16 protein-coding genes are annotated in these 17,333 nt (G+C 40.4%); 13 read left to right on the plus strand and 3 right to left on the minus strand.

The genetic code is table 11. The annotated features are described in order from the left end of the window. Positions 1 to 1,377, plus strand: a complete 1,377-nt coding sequence (qseC, locus tag L5B83_RS06200) for a quorum sensing histidine kinase QseC (protein WP_265777892.1) — start codon at positions 1 to 3, stop codon at positions 1,375 to 1,377. 316 nt (positions 1,378 to 1,693) lie between these two features. Here qseC and efp read toward each other — a convergent pair whose 3' ends face one another. Next, complete coding sequence (gene efp, locus L5B83_RS06205) at positions 1,694 to 2,260, minus strand: elongation factor P (protein ID WP_103854617.1); 567 nt, start codon at positions 2,258 to 2,260, stop codon at positions 1,694 to 1,696. Positions 2,261 to 2,294: 34 nt separating this feature from the next. Here efp and epmB point away from each other — a divergent pair, with 34 nt between their 5' ends. Both epmB and L5B83_RS06215 read left to right on the plus strand, forming a co-directional pair. Then, the gene (gene epmB, locus L5B83_RS06210) at positions 2,295 to 3,308 is read left to right on the plus strand and encodes an EF-P beta-lysylation protein EpmB (protein ID WP_265777893.1); all 1,014 of its coding nucleotides are present in this window, start codon (positions 2,295 to 2,297) and stop codon (positions 3,306 to 3,308) included. Between the two features lie 94 nt (positions 3,309 to 3,402). After that, a complete protein-coding gene (locus tag L5B83_RS06215) occupies positions 3,403 to 4,602 on the plus strand; it encodes a LysM-like peptidoglycan-binding domain-containing protein (protein ID WP_265777894.1) in 1,200 nt (399 codons plus the stop codon). Between the two features lie 402 nt (positions 4,603 to 5,004). Here the strand turns inward: L5B83_RS06215 and rho are convergent, their stop codons facing one another. Then, positions 5,005 to 6,267, minus strand: coding sequence for a transcription termination factor Rho (gene rho, locus L5B83_RS06220; protein ID WP_265777895.1), 1,263 nt, complete (start codon positions 6,265 to 6,267; stop codon positions 5,005 to 5,007). A gap of 220 nt (positions 6,268 to 6,487) precedes the next feature. Here rho and rhlB point away from each other — a divergent pair, with 220 nt between their 5' ends. The 10 genes from rhlB (at position 6,488) to lipA (ending at position 15,889) form a co-directional block, all read left to right on the plus strand. After that, positions 6,488 to 7,735 (plus strand): ATP-dependent RNA helicase RhlB, encoded by a 1,248-nt coding sequence (rhlB, locus tag L5B83_RS06225; RefSeq protein WP_265777896.1) that lies wholly within the window; start codon positions 6,488 to 6,490, stop codon positions 7,733 to 7,735. A gap of 149 nt (positions 7,736 to 7,884) precedes the next feature. Continuing rightward, positions 7,885 to 8,196, plus strand: a complete 312-nt coding sequence (gene rsfS / locus L5B83_RS06230) for a ribosome silencing factor (protein WP_250350803.1) — start codon at positions 7,885 to 7,887, stop codon at positions 8,194 to 8,196. Further along, positions 8,197 to 8,664 carry a 23S rRNA (pseudouridine(1915)-N(3))-methyltransferase RlmH gene (rlmH, locus tag L5B83_RS06235; RefSeq protein WP_017805627.1) on the plus strand — a complete coding sequence of 156 codons (468 nt, stop codon included), beginning with the start codon at positions 8,197 to 8,199 and terminating at the stop codon, positions 8,662 to 8,664. Between the two features lie 3 nt (positions 8,665 to 8,667). Next, complete coding sequence (gene mrdA, locus L5B83_RS06240; protein WP_265777897.1) at positions 8,668 to 10,605, plus strand: penicillin-binding protein 2; 1,938 nt, start codon at positions 8,668 to 8,670, stop codon at positions 10,603 to 10,605. After that, positions 10,605 to 11,720 (plus strand): rod shape-determining protein RodA, encoded by a 1,116-nt coding sequence (gene rodA, locus L5B83_RS06245; RefSeq protein WP_265777898.1) that lies wholly within the window; start codon positions 10,605 to 10,607, stop codon positions 11,718 to 11,720. Before mrdA ends, rodA begins: the two co-directional genes overlap by 1 nt. 58 nt (positions 11,721 to 11,778) lie before the next feature. Continuing rightward, positions 11,779 to 12,615, plus strand: coding sequence for a septal ring lytic transglycosylase RlpA family protein (locus L5B83_RS06250; RefSeq protein WP_265777899.1), 837 nt, complete (start codon positions 11,779 to 11,781; stop codon positions 12,613 to 12,615). Positions 12,616 to 12,644: 29 nt separating this feature from the next. Beyond that, a complete protein-coding gene (locus L5B83_RS06255; RefSeq protein WP_265778390.1) occupies positions 12,645 to 13,832 on the plus strand; it encodes a serine hydrolase in 1,188 nt (395 codons plus the stop codon). Positions 13,833 to 13,926: 94 nt separating this feature from the next. Continuing rightward, on the plus strand, positions 13,927 to 14,229 hold the full coding sequence (gene ybeD / locus L5B83_RS06260) for a DUF493 family protein YbeD (protein WP_250364189.1): 303 nt from the start codon (positions 13,927 to 13,929) through the stop codon (positions 14,227 to 14,229). A gap of 26 nt (positions 14,230 to 14,255) precedes the next feature. Further along, positions 14,256 to 14,909, plus strand: a complete 654-nt coding sequence (lipB, locus tag L5B83_RS06265) for a lipoyl(octanoyl) transferase LipB (protein WP_265777900.1) — start codon at positions 14,256 to 14,258, stop codon at positions 14,907 to 14,909. A 17-nt stretch (positions 14,910 to 14,926) separates the two neighbouring features. After that, positions 14,927 to 15,889 (plus strand): lipoyl synthase, encoded by a 963-nt coding sequence (gene lipA, locus L5B83_RS06270; protein ID WP_265777901.1) that lies wholly within the window; start codon positions 14,927 to 14,929, stop codon positions 15,887 to 15,889. Between the two features lie 164 nt (positions 15,890 to 16,053). Here lipA and L5B83_RS06275 read toward each other — a convergent pair whose 3' ends face one another. Then, positions 16,054 to 17,256, minus strand: coding sequence for an aspartate aminotransferase family protein (locus L5B83_RS06275; RefSeq protein ID WP_265777902.1), 1,203 nt, complete (start codon positions 17,254 to 17,256; stop codon positions 16,054 to 16,056). Positions 17,257 to 17,333: the final 77 nt, after the last annotated feature.

A 17,333-nucleotide genomic window follows, 5' to 3' on the forward strand; every position in this document is an offset into this window, starting at 1 on the left:
ATGCACGCTCGTAGTTTACGCTTTCGTCTCATTCTGATCCTCTCTCTATTCGCTTGTACTATTTGGCTGATTTCTACCGCGATTGCTTGGTCAGCGGCACGCAGTCAAGTAAATGAAGTCTTTGATACACAACAAATTTTATTTGCCAAGCGGCTTGCAACCTCTCATTTAAGAAGTATTTTGATTGAACGCCCTCGCCCAGAGGGAAAATATTATCGACAAAAACCACCGCACTTTCGCAAAAGGCAAAATTATGATGACGATGCACTTGCCTTTGCGATTTTTAATCGTGATGGTGAAATATTGCTGAGTGATAGTGAAAATGGCAACAATTTCATTTATGAGCCGAAAAGAGGCTTTCACAATACCAGGTTGCAAGGAGATGACGATAAATGGCGAATTTTTTGGCTACCAGCGGCGGAAGGCAGATTAATGATTGCCGTGGGACAGGAACTTGAATATCGTCAAGAATTAATCGAAAAAATGGTGCTAGGGCAAATGTGGATTTGGTTTGCTAGCCTGCCTGTGCTACTTGCCGTGATTATTTGGGCAATTAGCCGTGAATTAGCGATATTGCGCAAAGTGAGTGAACAAGTCAGCCAGCGTCGTCCTGATGATGATCAGCCGTTAAATACTGAGCCAGTGCCAAAGGAAATCTTGCCATTAGTGCAAAATTTAAATCAATTTTTTACTCGCACGGCAAGCAGTTTATTGAGAGAGCGGCGTTTCACCTCCGATGCAGCCCACGAATTACGTAGCCCGCTCACCGCCTTACGTATTCAAACCGAACTTGCTCAAATGGCGGGGAAAGATGAAGCAATGCGAAATCAGGCATTGCAAAATCTTACGTTAGGCATCGATCGTGCCAGCCAATTAGTTGAACAGTTGCTTACCCTTTCCCGCCTAGATAATCTCAATGAATTGGTACATCTCAACCGCATTGAATGGGATAAATTAATCACTGAGTTTGTAGCTGAACGTTATTTAGAGGTGGAAAAAACAGGATTTCGCTTAATTTTTGAACCTCTCAGTTCACCCCGAACCCAACAAGGTGAGCCATTATTACTTTCTTTGATGCTACGTAATTTGATTGATAATGCCATTGCTTATTGTCCGAAAGGAAGTGAAATCCGCCTTATTTTACAACAGGATAAACTCATTATTGCAGATAATGGCGGAGGCGTGCCTGATAATGTTTTAGAGAAGTTAGGACAACGCTTCTACCGCCCAGCAGGACAAAATGAAAAAGGGAGTGGTTTGGGGCTATCTATTGTACAACGCATCGCTCAACTGCATCATTATCAAGTGCGGTATAAAAATGCAGAGAATTTACGTGGAGAGAAAGGCTTTTGGGTGGAGATTTTGTTTCATCCTTAAACTGTCAAGCTAACCAGAAAAACGGCTTTTCTCTCATTCAATATCAATAAGCAGGATTTACCTATTCCCCCAACACAGTATCCCAATCGCCTAAAACCAAGTGAAGCGGTAAGATTATTATGCCAATATATAGCACAAAATAATAAATTTCCTATTCAAACTGTATTAGTCAATGATGAAGATCTTGTGCTCGAAACCGTAAGCCATCGGCTAGCCCTCTGAAAAAGGCATTGAGGTGGGCAATAAGCTGATTAAGGCTATAAAAAAATCCGCACTGAAAAGCACGGATTTTTATGTTTGATTTACGTCTGAAAAATTATTTCACACGCGAAACATATTCACCTGAACGGGTATCTACTTTGATGACTTCGCCTGTTTGTACGAATAATGGAACACGCACTACTGCACCGGTGCTTAATGTCGCTGGTTTACCGCCTGTACCTGCTGTATCACCTTTTAATCCCGGATCTGTTTCTACAATTTCTAATTCAACGAAGTTTGGTGGGGTAACAGAAATTGGCGCACCGTTCCATAAAGTAACGATACAATCTGCTTGATCTAATAACCATTTTTCTGCATCGCCGACTGCTTTTGCATCGGCAGAATATTGTTCAAATGTTTCTGGGTGCATAAAATACCAGAACGCATCATCTTTGTAAGAATAGGTTAAGTTAAGATCCATCACATCTGCGGCTTCTACAGAAGTACCCGATTTAAAGTTGACATCTAACACTTTACCTGAAATTAATTTACGAATACGAGTGCGAGTAAATGCCTGACCTTTACCCGGTTTTACAAATTCATTTTCAACAATAACGCAAGGTTCACCATCTTGCATAAATTTTAGACCTGGTTTGAAGTCAGTGGTAGTATATGTAGCCATATTATCCTCAAATAAAAAGAGATTGTTTTTAAAAGTGCGTATTTTAACCCGAAATATCCCCATTAGAGAAGTAGAAAATTGGGCTGATCATCTCGCCAATGCCATTTCAGATCCAAAAATCTTGTTGGAACAATTAAACCTTCCTCTTTCTCTTTTTGAAAAAGATTTTGCCGCACGCAAGCTGTTTCCTTTGCGTGTTCCGTTGCCTTTTGTAGCGCGAATGGAAAAAGGTAATCCAAACGATCCGCTCTTTTTACAGGCGATGACTTCCCATTTAGAATTTGTACAGGCAGAAGGATTTAGCAAAGATCCATTAGATGAACAGCATACACCCGCACCCAATATTTTACATAAATACCATAATCGTTTGTTATTTATGGTAAAAAATAGCTGTGCAATTAATTGTCGCTATTGTTTTCGTCGCCACTTTCCTTATGCTGAAAACAAGGGCGATAAAAAAAATTGGCAAAAAGCCCTAGATTATATTGCGCAACATTCAGAAATTGATGAGGTGATTTTTTCAGGTGGCGATCCACTTATGGCGAAAGATCACGAGCTAGAATGGCTCATAAAACAATTAGAAAAAATTCCACACTTACAACGTTTACGTATTCATAGTCGCTTGCCGGTGGTTATTCCACAGCGGATCACCACTGCACTTTGTGCGTTGCTGGCACAATCTCGCTTACAAACGGTGCTGGTTACCCACATCAATCACCCCAATGAAATTGATGAAAATTTAGCACAAGCAATGGCGAAGCTGAAAAAATCCGGTATCACTTTGCTTAACCAAGCGGTCATACTGAAAAAGATTAATGACAACGCCCACACTCTTAAAACCTTAGGTGAGCAACTTTTTCGTATTGGTATTTTGCCTTATTACTTACATTTGTTTGATAAAGTGGAAGGGGCAAGCCATTTTTATCTTGATGATGAAAGTGCGGTAAAAATTTACAAAGAATTACAAACACTCACGTCAGGCTATTTAGTGCCTAAATTAGCACGAGAAATAGCGAATGAACCAAATAAAACATTATATTCCGCGTAATTCGGCATAGAACAATGACAAAATATCCTTTAAAATAAGCGAAATTTACACCGCACTTACGCTAAGTGCTTTTAATTAATATTAAGGAATCACTGTGACTGAACAACATAAACCTCAAAATAACACAGATAGCGCGGCTCAAAATGAATTAAATTTAGAATTTAATCAAATGGAACCTATCACGCCGAAAAAACACATTACTCACGAACCCTCTTTACTTGATAAAGCCAAAGCGCTGATGGAAGGGTTAGGAAAAAAAGAACAAGCAACTGAACAGGCTGAACCCGTGATTGCAGAAACAACCACGAGTAACGAGCAGAAGAATGTTGAAGAAAGTCTTGCAGAAGAAAACACCCAAACACAAAATGAACCAGCTCCTATTAGCAAAATAAATAAACCTGAACGTTGGGCAATTTTAGGCTTTATTCCAGCAAAATACCGCCGTATTTTTATTGTTTTATTACTTGCGGTGATCATTTTATTGATTATCTCTTGGCTAAAACCAAGTGCGGATACCGTAAATGCTTTTGAACAGCCATCAAACAGCATTCCAACCCAGTTCCAATCACTTAATCAAGAACAACCTTTGGAAAATAATGTGTTGGATAACTTAAACCAAGGGCAACAACCGGCACAGCAAGCAGATGCACAAAACACACAAAGCAACAATGAGAATGCCCAAACAGCAACAACCGCAAGTGCAGAAAATAATGCAGACAATGCGCAAAGCAATCCAGCTACAAGCCCTGAACCTGTTGCGCAACCAAGCCCTCAAACAGAGCAACCTGTGCCAGCGGTGAAACCACAACCAACCTCCGTTGAGCCAAAACCAGTGGTAGATACAGCAAAAACCGCAAGCAAACCAGCTACACAAACCACACCAAAAGCACAACCTAAACCGGTGGTAAAAGCAACAACACAAACAACCAATACCAGTAAGCCAAAAGCGGAAAACAAAGCACAAACCGTGAAAAAAGTGGAAGCGAAAGTTGAGAAAAAAGTGCCTGTGGTTGAAGCAAAACCAGCGACAAGCAAAACAGCTGGCACGAGCAAAACCCTGACCATTCCACAAGGTGTTTCACTTATGCAGGTATTCCGTGATAACAACCTGAATATTTCAGATGTGAATGCGATGACAAAAGCAAATGGCGCTGGCAATGCCTTAAGTAGCTTTAAACCTGGTGATAAAGTACAGATTTCAGTCAATTCACAAGGGCGTGTGCAACAACTTCGCTTAGCAAATGGCAGCACCTTTATTCGTCAGGCTAATGGGACTTATCAATACCAAAAATAAGTAAAAAATATCTTTATAGAAATTTTTACATTAGAGGCTTTTAAGAAATTAATATTCTTTAACATATTAGAAATGCGCTAAATATACTCAAATTATTTAAATAATTTGAATATAGGCTATATAGTTACTTAACCAGAAAATATAAGATTTTTTAAATAAAATATATGAATAAACTATTTCATCATAGGCATTGTTAGTTTTTGAATTAATACTATGATTTAAACTTTAAACAAGATAAAAATAAGAGGTTTAAAGTAGGAAAAAATAAAGGATAGTACCAGTTTAAAATGAAATAGCGATGCCCTATTTTAATCAATGAACGAAATAAAAAACCTGCCTCTTAATCGGTAAAGGTGATTTACTATTAAGGGCAGATTTTTAATTAGGCTAATATGTCCAAAATTACGAACGTTTCATAATTTCAAAAAACTCTTCGTTGGTTTTGGCAACGGCGAGCTTATCAATAAGGAATTCCATTGCTTCTACTTCACCCATTGGATTAAGGATTTTGCGTAGAATCCACATTTTTTGTAGTTCATCAGGGGTAGTGAGTAAGTCTTCTTTACGTGTACCTGAACGGTTAAAGTCAATGGCTGGGAAGACGCGTTTTTCAGCAATTTTACGTGAAAGATGTAACTCCATATTCCCCGTTCCTTTAAATTCTTCAAAGATCACTTCGTCCATTTTTGACCCTGTATCCACAAGTGCGGTCGCAATAATGGTTAAACTTCCCCCTTCTTCTACATTACGGGCCGCACCGAAGAAACGTTTTGGACGATGTAATGCGTTGGCATCTACACCACCAGAAAGAATCTTACCTGAAGCTGGTGTTACGGTGTTATAAGCTCGGGCAAGGCGAGTGATACTATCTAATAAAATCACCACGTCTTTTTTGTGTTCGACCAAGCGTTTTGCTTTTTCGATAACCATTTCAGCTACCTGAACGTGGCGAGAAGCGGGTTCATCGAAGGTTGAGGCAATCACTTCACCTTTTACTGAACGTTGCATTTCAGTTACTTCTTCTGGACGTTCATCAATCAGTAATACAATTAGCACACATTCTGGATAGTTATGGGTGATACTCTGGGCGATATTTTGGAGTAACATGGTTTTCCCCGCTTTTGGCGGTGCAACGATTAAGCCGCGTTGTCCTTTTCCAATCGGGGAGGCTAAATCTAAAATACGTGCGGTGAGATCTTCGGTTGAACCATTACCACGTTCCATTCTTAAACGAGAATTGGCGTGAAGTGGGGTTAAATTTTCAAATAAAATTTTGCTACGTGAAACTTCCGGTTTATCGTCATTGACTCTGTCTACTTTTAATAAAGCAAAATAACGTTCGCCTTCTTTTGGTGGACGAATTTTCCCTTCAATTTTATCCCCAGTTTGTAAGTTGAAACGGCGAATTTGGCTTGGAGAAACATAGATGTCGTCAGGACCTGCGAGGTAGGAGCTATCAGCGGAACGTAAGAAACCAAAACCATCTGGAAGGATTTCTAACACACCGCCACCGAAAATATCTTCACCGCTTTTAGCGTGTTGTTTTAGGATAGCGAAAACAATATCTTGTTTACGTAAACGAGCTAGATTTTCTAAACCCATTTGTTCTTCACCGAGTTTCACAAGATCAGAAACGGGCGTATTTTTTAGTTCTGTTAAATGCATAGTAATTTGAAATGTTGGTTAGATTGGAAAATGAATTTTTATGAAGATGTTTGAACATAGAATGGGCGTAAAGTTACCATTAAATCTGAATGCTGTCTAGCAATTAAAATGAAAAAATCAAGTAAATATCAAAGTGCGGTACTTTTTTTGGGAATTTTTCCCCTTCGTGCTATGCTTAGTGCAATTTTTTCCTCACTAAATTTAAGATGACAGATAACTTATGCAAAATAATCATTTAACTCAGCAACGTTTTGCTGATCTTCCTTTAAACCCAACGGTACGTCATTGTTTAGAAAAAAATGGGTTTGAATACTGTACACCAATCCAAGCGCTTTCTTTACCTATCACCCTTGCAGGGCGTGATGTTGCGGGACAAGCACAAACAGGAACGGGTAAAACAATGGCGTTTCTAACCGCCACTTTTCATCATTTATTAAGCGTGAATTCCCAGCATAACGCCGCACAACCACGCGCATTAATTTTAGCCCCTACCCGTGAGCTTGCTGTGCAAATTAGCAATGATGGTGCGGCACTTTCACAAGCCACAGGGTTGAAAATGGGGCTGGCTTATGGTGGCGATGGCTATGACAAGCAACTAAAAGCCATTGAGCAAGGGATTGATATTTTAATCGGGACAACAGGGCGTGTGATTGATTATGTCAAACAAGGAATCATTCGTTTAAATGACATTGAAGTGGTGGTACTTGATGAAGCGGATCGAATGTTTGACCTTGGTTTTATCAAGGATATTCGCTATTTACTGCGTAAATGCCCACCGCCAGCTGAACGTTTAACGATGCTCTTTTCTGCCACGCTTTCTTATAAAGTGCGTGAGTTGGCATTTGAAGATATGAATGATCCTGAATATGTTGAAGTTGAACCTTTACAAAAAACGGGACACCGTATTAAAGAAGAACTCTTTTACCCTTCTAATCAAGACAAGATGGCATTATTGATGACCTTATTGGAGGAAGAGTGGCCTGAGCGTTGCATTATTTTTGCCAATACAAAACATCGTTGTGAAGAAATTTGGGGCTATTTAGCCGCAGATGGACACCGTGTTGGTTTGCTTACGGGCGATGTTGCCCAGAAAAAACGTCTTGCCTTATTGCAACAATTTACCGAAGGGAAATTAGACATTTTAGTGGCGACTGATGTTGCTGCTCGTGGCTTACATATTCCTGATGTGACGCACGTGTTCAACTATGATTTACCAGATGATCGCGAAGATTACGTGCATCGTATTGGACGTACGGGACGGGCTGGTGAAAGCGGGGTTTCCATCAGTTTTGCTTGTGAGGAATATGCGATGAATTTACCTGCCATCGAAGAATATATTGGCCATTCTATTCCTGTGAGCCAATATGATCCACAAGCACTACTCAGCGATTTACCCAAACCTTATCGTAAACGAACTGGGCAAAGCCATTATCAAAATAATAAACGCAGTTTTAAAAAGCGTTATTAATCTCAGAAAAATCGTCAAAATACCACCGCACTTTGATAAACCCTATATAAACAAAATAAAGTGCGGTGATTTTTTCTATTATTTCTGCCTTATCTCGTGATAGAATTTGCCGATTTTTAACAAACAAATTTAGTCAATATAAATTGCGTATGACAACATTAGTAGATTTTTTAATTAACAAATTAGATGATTTAAAAGCCGTGGATATTTTGCATTTAGATGTACAAGGCAAATCAAGTGTAACGGATAATATGATTATTTGCACGGGAACATCAAGTCGCCATATTAGTGCTTTGGCGCAAAAACTCATTGATGAGAGTAAACAAGCGGGGTTTGAATCTTTTGGCGAAGAGGGCAAGGCTACTGCCGATTGGGTGGTGGTCGATTTTGGACAAGCGATGGTTCATATTATGCAAGCAGACAGCCGTGAGCTGTATCAATTAGAGAAACTTTGGGGATAAATGAAAATCCAATTAATTGCGGTAGGCACAAAAATGCCTGCTTGGGTAACCACAGGGTTTGAGGAATATCAACGCCGTTTTCCGAAAGATATGCCTTTTGAGCTAATTGAGATCCCAGCAGGGAAACGGGGTAAAAATGCGGATATTAAACGCATTTTAGAGCAAGAAGGTAAAGCGATGCTCGCCGCTTGTGGACGCAATAAAATTGTCACTTTAGACATTCCCGGCAAGCCTTGGACAACCGAACAACTGGCGCAACAGCTAGAAGGCTGGAAAAACGATGGTCGAGATTTATGCCTCTTGATCGGCGGGCCAGAAGGGTTATCGCCAGAATGTAAAGCTGCCGCAGAGCAAAGCTGGTCGCTTTCCCCTTTAACTTTACCTCACCCCTTAGTGCGTGTGGTGGTCGCTGAAAGTTTGTATCGCGCTTGGTCAATTACGACCAATCACCCTTATCATCGAGAGTAATCAATGGATTTAAAGAAATTGCTTTCTCAGCCCACAATGGAGCCGATCCGCGATAAAAAAGCGGAACGTAATCTCTTTATCCGTCGTGCTTTGGTCTCTTTTTTAGGCGTGCTTGGGCTGTCTGCAATTTTGCTCACCAATTTATATCATCTGCAAGTTATCAATTATGATACTTATCAGACCCGTTCTAATGGCAACCGTATCAAATTATTACCGTTGCCGCCAACACGGGGGTTAATTTACGATCGTTATGGCAAATTGTTAGCCGAAAACCTGACTTTTTTTGGCTTATATATCGTGCCAGAAAAAGTAGAAAATTTAGACCGCACTTTTGAACAGCTTAAGCCAATAGTGGGCTTAAATGAAGATGATATTGCTGATTTTAAAAAAGAGCGTCGTCGTTCTTCTCGCTATACATCCATTCTGCTCAAACCTGATCTCACTGAAGAACAGATCGCGCGTTTTGCAGTAAACCAGCATCAATTCCCAAGTTTATCTGTAAAACCTTACTTTAAGCGTCATTATTTATATGGCGAACCCCTCACGCATATTTTGGGGTATGTGGCAAAAATTAATGATAAAGATGTAGAACGCCTAAAAAAAGAAGAGAAATACGCCAATTATGCTGGCTCGCACAATATCGGCAAACTCGGTATCGAACGCTATTATGAAGAACAATTACACGGAGAAGTAGGCTTTGAAGAAGTGGAAATCAATAACCGTGGTAAAGTGATTCGTAAATTGCGTGAGCAACCTGCGGTGGCGGGGAAAAGCATTCATCTCACCATTGATTTAGAATTGCAACGTTATATCACGGATCTGCTGTCTGGATATAAGGGCGCTGTTGTTGTGTTAGATCCAAAAGATAGTAGCATTTTAGCGATGGTATCTACGCCAAGCTATGATAATAATTTATTTGTCGATGGCATTTCGGGCAAGGATTATAAACGCCTGCTTGAAGATCCAACACGCCCACTTTATAGTCGTGTTACACAAGGGGCTTATCCTCCGGCTTCCACCGTAAAACCTTTTATTGCTGTCGCGGGTTTGCAAGAAAATGTCATTACACCAAGTACCACGGTATTTGATCCGGGCTATTGGATGTTACCTAATAGCACCAAACGCTTCCGCGATTGGAAAAAATCTGGTCACGGCTACACCGATCTCAACAAGGCAATTACTGAATCTTCTGATACCTATTTTTATCAGCTCGCTTACAATATGGGCATTGATAAACTTTCCAGTTGGATGAAAGCCTTTGGCTTTGGGATGCCAACAGGGATTGATATTCGTGAAGAAACCTCGGCGATTATGCCCTCTCGTGAATGGAAACAAAAACGTTATAAAAAACCTTGGCTGCAAGGCGATACCATTTCCGTCGGCATTGGGCAAGGTTATTGGACTGCAACACCATTGCAAGTAGCAAAAGCGCTAGCCGTACTGATTAATAATGGCAAGGTAAATACACCGCACTTAATGAAAGGGGTAGAAGGCTCTTTTTTTGAGCCTTATAAAGATCCCTTGCTGTATCCTGATATTGACGCAAATGAGAGTTATTGGGCGCAAGCAAAACGCGGTATGTATAACGTGATTAATGCAAGCAATGGGACGGGGCGTAAGGCATTTGTAGGGACGAACTATCACGTTGCTGGGAAATCAGGCACCGCACAGGTTTTTAGCTTAAAAGAAAATCAAACCTATAATGCGAAATCCCTTAGTAAAGAATTACACGATCACGCGTGGTTCATCGGTTATGCGCCTTATGAAAAACCTCAAATGGTTGTGGCTGTTATTTTAGAAAATGCTGGGGGGGGCGGTAGCAACGCCGGTCCTGTGGTAAGAAAGATTATGGATTATTATCTTAATCAACGTCTTCCGCAAGTCAGTCAAATGGAAAATAAACAGAACGCCCCTCAACCCCAGCAAGAGGAAACGGAATAATGAGTGAAAAGAAAATCTGGCTCAACTTGTGGCAGCGTTTGCACATTGATTTCTGGCTATTTATCGGTCTGGTTATTATTTCAGCCTATGGGCTATTAGTGCTATACAGTGCTTCTGGCGGCAATGAAATAATGTTCCGTAACCGCATCATTCAAGTTGTCTTGGGCTTTGTGGTGATGTTTGTGATGGCACAATTTTCTCCACGCTTTTATCAAGGGATTGCCCCTTATTTATTTGGCATTGGTATTGTGTTACTGATTTTGGTAGATTTGGTAGGAACAACCAGTAAGGGCGCACAACGTTGGTTAGATCTCGGCTTGTTCCGTTTTCAACCCTCCGAAATTGTTAAACTCGCTGTACCATTAATGGTGGCGGTCTATTTGGGTCAACGTCCACTTCCACCAACATTAAAACACACATTTATCGCCTTATTTATTATTATTGTGCCTACTCTATTAGTGGCTATTCAGCCCGATTTAGGCACTTCTATTTTGGTCAGTGCCTCTGGTATTTTTGTTGTATTTCTTGCTGGAATGAGTTGGTGGCTGATTTTAATTGCGGTCATTGGGCTGGCTGGTTTTATTCCCATTATGTGGTTTTATCTTATGCACGATTATCAACGGACAAGGGTACTAACCTTGCTTGATCCTGAAAAAGATCCCCTTGGTGCGGGTTATCATATTTTGCAGTCGAAAATAGCCATTGGATCAGGTGGAATTTGGGGAAAAGGTTGGATGCAAGGGACACAGTCGCAGTTAGAATTTCTTCCTGAACCTCATACGGATTTTATCTTTGCAGTATTGAGTGAAGAACACGGAATGATTGGTTTTGCTATTTTGATGTGCCTATATTTATTTATTGTAGCAAGAGGCTTAGTGATTGGTGTGGAAGCACAAAATGCTTTCGGGCGTACTCTTGTTGGGGCATTAACGCTGATCTTTTTTGTTTATGTTTTTGTCAATATCGGTATGGTCAGTGGCATTTTACCTGTCGTCGGTGTACCGCTGCCATTAATAAGCTATGGTGGAACGTCTTTTGTCACCTTAATGGCAGGGTTCGGTTTAATTATGTCCATTCATAGTCATAAAGAACATTTTTTTAGGGGAACTAAATAAGAATTTGTTGTTCTTAACCTGTATTCCATCAAAATTTCGATTAAAGTGAATAACCAAAATGAAATTAACATCAGTAATTAGACTCAGTATGGCGTTTTTACTCCTATTAGCGAGTGTAAGTGGCTATGCCGAAACGCAAAAATTGTATGGGGTAAAAGGCCCTAACCTGATCCACCAAAAAATGGCGGATAAAACCTATACCTATGTGGTAAATGGCGTCAGTTATACCACCAAACATCCTAGTACAGCAAAACATTATTCCAAAACAGGGGGCGCAAGTTACTACCACCAAAAATTTTCAGGGCGTAAAACCTCTAATGGGGAATATTATGATCCTAATCGTTATACCGCAGCACATAAGACCTTACCGCTAAACTCTTACGCGTTAGTAACCAATTTACGTAATGGCAGAAAAGTGATCGTAAAAATTAACGATCGAGGACCTTTTGTAAAAGGAAGAATTATCGATCTTTCCCGTGTTGCGGCAAAAGAACTCGGGATTATTCATCGCGGTGTCGGACAGGTTCGTGTTGAAGCGTTACACGTTAGCGCGAAAGGAAAAATTCTTGGTGCGGGAACCCATACCCTTGCTAAAATGGCGAAAACACCCGAGGCTAAAAAACGTTTAGACCTATCGCCGAAACAAAGTGCGGTGCTTTCTGAGACAAATTTTTCAGGTTATCACGTAAAAATGCTAAACTTAACCTATAAACAAGCGATACAAATGGTGAAACAAGCAAAACGCTTAAAAGTCAAAACCAAAATTAGTTCAAATAAACAATCGCACAGTATTTCATTTGGCCCATTCAAAACTAAAAGCGAAGCGCAACAATTAAAAGCTAAACTACATAAATTGAATGGAACAAAACCACTGATTATTTATCACCAAAAATAAATTTAACTCTATTTAGGACGTAATGAATGATGTTTAAATCTATGCTAAAAAAAACAAAAGTAGCACTTATCACCGCCACATTATGCGCGAGCCAAAATCTCTTCGCCGAAGAGATTCAATATGGCATTGTAGCGCCACAGCTCAATGCGCAAACCTATATTTTGATGGATTATAATTCTGGTGCGGTGTTAGCGGCATTGAATCCAGATCAACGTCAATATCCTGCTTCCCTCACAAAAATGATGACAAGCTATGTGGTTGGCGATGCCTTAAAACAAGGAAAAATTCATAATAACGATATTGTTACTATCGGCGAAAGTGCGTGGGGGAAAAATTTCCCCGGCTCATCAAAAATGTTTTTAAATTTGAATCAACAGGTTTCTGTGGCTGATTTAAATAAAGGCATTATTGTGGTCTCAGGTAATGATGCTTGTGTGGCAATGGCGGAACACGTTTCAGGATCTACGCAGAATTTTATTAATGCGATGAATAACTATGTGGAACAGTTTGGCTTGAAAAACACCCATTTCACCACCGTACACGGTTTAGATGATGAAAATCAATATTCTTCAGCGCGTGATATGGCATTAATTGGCGCGCATATCATTCGTGATTTACCTGAAGAATACAAAATCTATGCGGAAAAAGAATTTACCTTCAATAAAATCCGCCAGCCAAATCGCAATGGCTTATTGTGGGATAAAACATTACACGTGGATGGTATGAAAACAGGGCATACCGACAAAGCAGGCTATAACCTTGTGGCTTCGGCATTAGGCAACGGCAATATGCGTTTAATTTCTGTTGTGATGGGCGTACCAACTTACAAAGGCCGTGAAATTGAAAGCAAAAAATTATTACAATGGGGATTTGCTAACTTTGAAACCTTTAAAACATTAGAGGCCAACCAAGCCGTTTCCGAGCAAAGCGTTTATTATGGCGATAATAGCAAAGTGCAACTTGGCGTCTTGCAAGATCAATTTATCACCTTACCAAAAGGTCGCCAAGCGGAAGTGAAAGCCCGTTATGATTTAGATAAAAAATACCTTGAAGCCCCGTTAGCAAAAGGGCAAGTTGTGGGAAAAATCACCTATCAGCTTGATGGTAAAGATATTGCTAAAGTGGATTTACAAGTAATGAATAACGTAGAAGAAGGCGGCTTCTTCGGCAAAATCTGGGATTGGCTAGTGCTAACTGTAAAAAGTTTATTTAGCTAAACTTGAAATTCACAAAATCTTCCCAATCTAAAAGCTCAAATGACCGCACTAAACAAAGTGCGGTCTAAATTTTTAACAAATTTGAGGATAAAAAATGGCAGAACAAGAAAAAATCGTAAAACTTGAAGATATTCCACAAAAGCAACTTAAAGATCTTCTTGAGTTCCCTTGTCATTTCACCTTTAAAGTCGTGGGTGCAAATCGCTCCGATTTAGCAGATGATGTGATTTCGGTGGTACAAAAATACGCGAAAGGGGATTATAATCCACGTGAAAACCTCAGTGGAAAAGGCACATACAAATCCATTTCTGTAGATATTGTGGCTGAAAATATTGAGCAAGTGGAAACGCTTTATAGCGAGCTTGCAAAAATTGACGGCGTAAGAATGGTGCTTTAATCTCCATAAACAATAAGGCAAAGGCGATGACCCAATCCATTATTATCCGCCAACTTGGCGTACAAGATTATCAAGAAATTTGGCATAAAATGCAGAAATTCACTGATGAGCGTGATGAAAATACCCAAGATGAAATCTGGCTAGTCCAGCACCCAGCAGTATTTACCCAAGGCTCCGCAGGAAAACCAGAACATTTATTACAGCAAAGTACGATCCCTGTGGTGCAATCAGATCGTGGTGGGCAAATTACTTACCACGGATTGGGTCAGCAAATTATGTATGTCTTGATCGATATTAAACGCCTGAAAGCACAGGGTAAAGATCTCAATGTACGCCAATTAGTTAGCGCACTTGAGCAATCCGTTGTGCAAACGCTGGCAGATTATGGCATTGAAGGCTACCCTAAAGCCGATGCGCCCGGGGTATATGTCGCAGAGAAGAAAATCTGCTCTTTGGGATTACGTATTCGCAAAGGCTGCTCTTTCCATGGTCTCGCGCTAAATATTAATATGGATCTCACGCCTTTCTTATACATCAATCCTTGTGGTTATGCGGGGCTTGAAATGTGTCAAATGGCAGATTTTATCCCTCACAGCGAGGCTAAGCCAGACAAGGTTTCGCCCAAATTAGTTACACACTTCACCCAATTATTAGGGTATAATTCCGTAACAAATTCTTAACAAAAATAGGATCATTAATGGCAACTCCTTTTAAAATGGAACGTGGCGTAAAATATCGTGATGCTGCAAAAACGTCCATTATCCCAGTAAAAAATATTGATCCCAACCAGCCTTTATTAAAAAAGCCTGAGTGGATGAAAATTAAACTTCCAGCCAATTCAGCGAAAATTGACAGTATCAAAAATGGAATGCGCCGCCACGGTTTGCATTCTGTATGTGAAGAGGCATCTTGCCCTAACTTGCACGAATGTTTTAACCACGGTACGGCAACCTTTATGATTTTAGGCGCAATTTGTACCCGCCGCTGCCCATTTTGTGATGTAGCACACGGTAAACCTTTGCCACCCGATCCAGAAGAACCGCGTAAACTCGCAGAGACAATTCAGGATATGAAATTGCGCTATGTGGTAATTACCTCGGTGGATCGTGATGATCTACCAGATCGCGGTGCGGGTCATTTTGCAGAATGTGTGAAAGAAATCCGCCAGCTCAATCCTGGAATCAAAATTGAAATCCTTGTACCTGATTTCCGCGGACGTATTGAACAGGCGCTTGAAAAATTAAAAGATAACCCACCTGATGTGTTCAACCACAACTTGGAAAATGTACCACGCTTATATCGTGATATCCGCCCGGGGGCAGATTATGAATGGTCGCTTAAATTATTGCGTGAATTTAAAGCAATGTTCCCTGATATTCCAACCAAATCAGGCTTAATGGTCGGCTTAGGCGAAACCAACGAAGAAATTTTGCAAGTGATGCAAGATTTACGCACTAACGGTGTAACAATGCTAACTTTGGGACAATATTTGCAACCAAGCCGGCATCATTTACCTGTGGCACGCTATGTTCCTCCTGAGGAATTTGATGTGTTTCGTGATAAAGCCAACGCAATGGGCTTTGAACACGCTGCCTGTGGGCCTTTCGTGCGTTCTTCTTACCACGCAGACTTACAAGCAAAAGGGGAATTAGTAAAATAATTTCACAGACACTTTTGCATTTTCTGCATATATTAAGTGCGGTAGAAAATTTCAATATTTTTCACCGCACTTAACTTTGATTTACCACGAAGTTGGCTTGATAATCAACTCAGAAATAATATCATTGAGCTTACTTTAAAATTTCTTTGAATATTTTGGAAATACTATTTACATTCCCGCAACGTCTTTTCCAATCGAATAAAGCCAGCTTGTAATTCATCTTTATGAATATTTAGAGCGGGTGCAAAACGCAAAACATCGGGACCGGCGACTAAAATCATTAGTCCATTTTCAGCCGCACGTTTCACAAATTCACTGGCTTTACCACGATATTTCGCATTCAGCTCTGCCCCAATCAATAAACCTGCACCGCGAATCTCACTAAATAGATTGAGATCTTGATTTATCTCATTTAACTTCTGCATAAAGCGCTCAGAAGTGCGGTGAATTTTTGCTAAGAATTTCTCATCAGAAAGCACATCCACCACCTTTGATGCTACGGCACAAGCAAGAGGATTACCGCCAAAAGTGGTGCCATGTACGCCAACAGAAAAGCTTTTCGCAATCTTATCCGTCGTGAGCATCGCACCAATAGGAAAGCCATTACCCAACGCTTTAGCAGAGGTCAGAATATCAGGCACCACACCATATTTCATATAGGCATAAAAGTAACCTGTACGCGATAAGCCTGTTTGCACTTCATCAAAAATCAGCAAGGCATTATTCTCATCACAAAGCTGGCGTAAACCTTGTAAGAATGCAGGATCAGCAGGTTTCACCCCGCCTTCGCCTTGAATCGGCTCAACTATCACTGCGCAAGTATGATCATCAATGATGGCTTTCACTGCCGCAAGATCATTAAAGGGAACGTGAATGATATCAGCCGGTTTCGGCCCAAAGCCGTCAGAATATTTTGCTTGCCCACCAACGCTTACCGTGAATAATGTGCGGCCATGAAAGCTTTGCTTAAACGCAATAATTTTACTTTTCTGTGCCCCAAAATGATCTACTGCATAACGGCGAGCCAATTTTAGTGCAGCTTCATTAGCTTCCGCCCCAGAATTAACAAACATTACGCGCTCAGCAAAGGTTTTCTGTACCAATTTTGTTGCTAATGCCAACGTTGGCTCACTGGTGAACCAGTTGCTAGAATGCCACAGTGTTTCACCTTGCTCTTTCAATACTGCCACAATCTCATCAGGGCAATGCCCCAACGCATTCACCGCAATACCACTTGTAAAATCAATATATTCTCGCCCTTGTTGATCCCAAACTCTGCTTCCCTTTCCCTTCACTGGAATAAACTCTGCGGGAACATAATTCTGTATCATCACCTCATCAAAAATTTGTCTATTATAAGTGTTCATTTGCGATCCTTAAATTCACTGCTAGAGATGTAGGTTAGCATAAGCCAAAGTAAATATTTAATCAAATAATTTGAATA

The sequence above is a fragment of the Avibacterium sp. 21-599 genome, assembly GCF_026226765.1.
Taxonomy (GTDB): Bacteria; Pseudomonadota; Gammaproteobacteria; order Enterobacterales; family Pasteurellaceae; genus Avibacterium.

Bases quoted from the DNA above. Each gene is read 5' to 3' on its own strand.
- L5B83_RS06275 (WP_265777902.1), bottom strand. From the start codon at position 17,256: ATGAACACTTATAATAGACAAATTTTTGATGAGGTGATGATACAGAAT.
- mrdA (WP_265777897.1), top strand. From the start codon at position 8,668: ATGGATTTAAAGAAATTGCTTTCTCAGCCCACAATGGAGCCGATCCGC.
- L5B83_RS06255 (WP_265778390.1), top strand. From the start codon at position 12,645: ATGTTTAAATCTATGCTAAAAAAAACAAAAGTAGCACTTATCACCGCC.
- ybeD (WP_250364189.1), top strand. From the start codon at position 13,927: ATGGCAGAACAAGAAAAAATCGTAAAACTTGAAGATATTCCACAAAAG.
- rho (WP_265777895.1), bottom strand. From the start codon at position 6,267: ATGCATTTAACAGAACTAAAAAATACGCCCGTTTCTGATCTTGTGAAA.
- rlmH (WP_017805627.1), top strand. From the start codon at position 8,197: ATGAAAATCCAATTAATTGCGGTAGGCACAAAAATGCCTGCTTGGGTA.
- qseC (WP_265777892.1), top strand. From the start codon at position 1: ATGCACGCTCGTAGTTTACGCTTTCGTCTCATTCTGATCCTCTCTCTA.
- lipA (WP_265777901.1), top strand. From the start codon at position 14,927: ATGGCAACTCCTTTTAAAATGGAACGTGGCGTAAAATATCGTGATGCT.
- lipB (WP_265777900.1), top strand. From the start codon at position 14,256: ATGACCCAATCCATTATTATCCGCCAACTTGGCGTACAAGATTATCAA.
- rhlB (WP_265777896.1), top strand. From the start codon at position 6,488: ATGCAAAATAATCATTTAACTCAGCAACGTTTTGCTGATCTTCCTTTA.
- rodA (WP_265777898.1), top strand. From the start codon at position 10,605: ATGAGTGAAAAGAAAATCTGGCTCAACTTGTGGCAGCGTTTGCACATT.
- efp (WP_103854617.1), bottom strand. From the start codon at position 2,260: ATGGCTACATATACTACCACTGACTTCAAACCAGGTCTAAAATTTATG.
- rsfS (WP_250350803.1), top strand. From the start codon at position 7,885: ATGACAACATTAGTAGATTTTTTAATTAACAAATTAGATGATTTAAAA.
- L5B83_RS06250 (WP_265777899.1), top strand. From the start codon at position 11,779: ATGAAATTAACATCAGTAATTAGACTCAGTATGGCGTTTTTACTCCTA.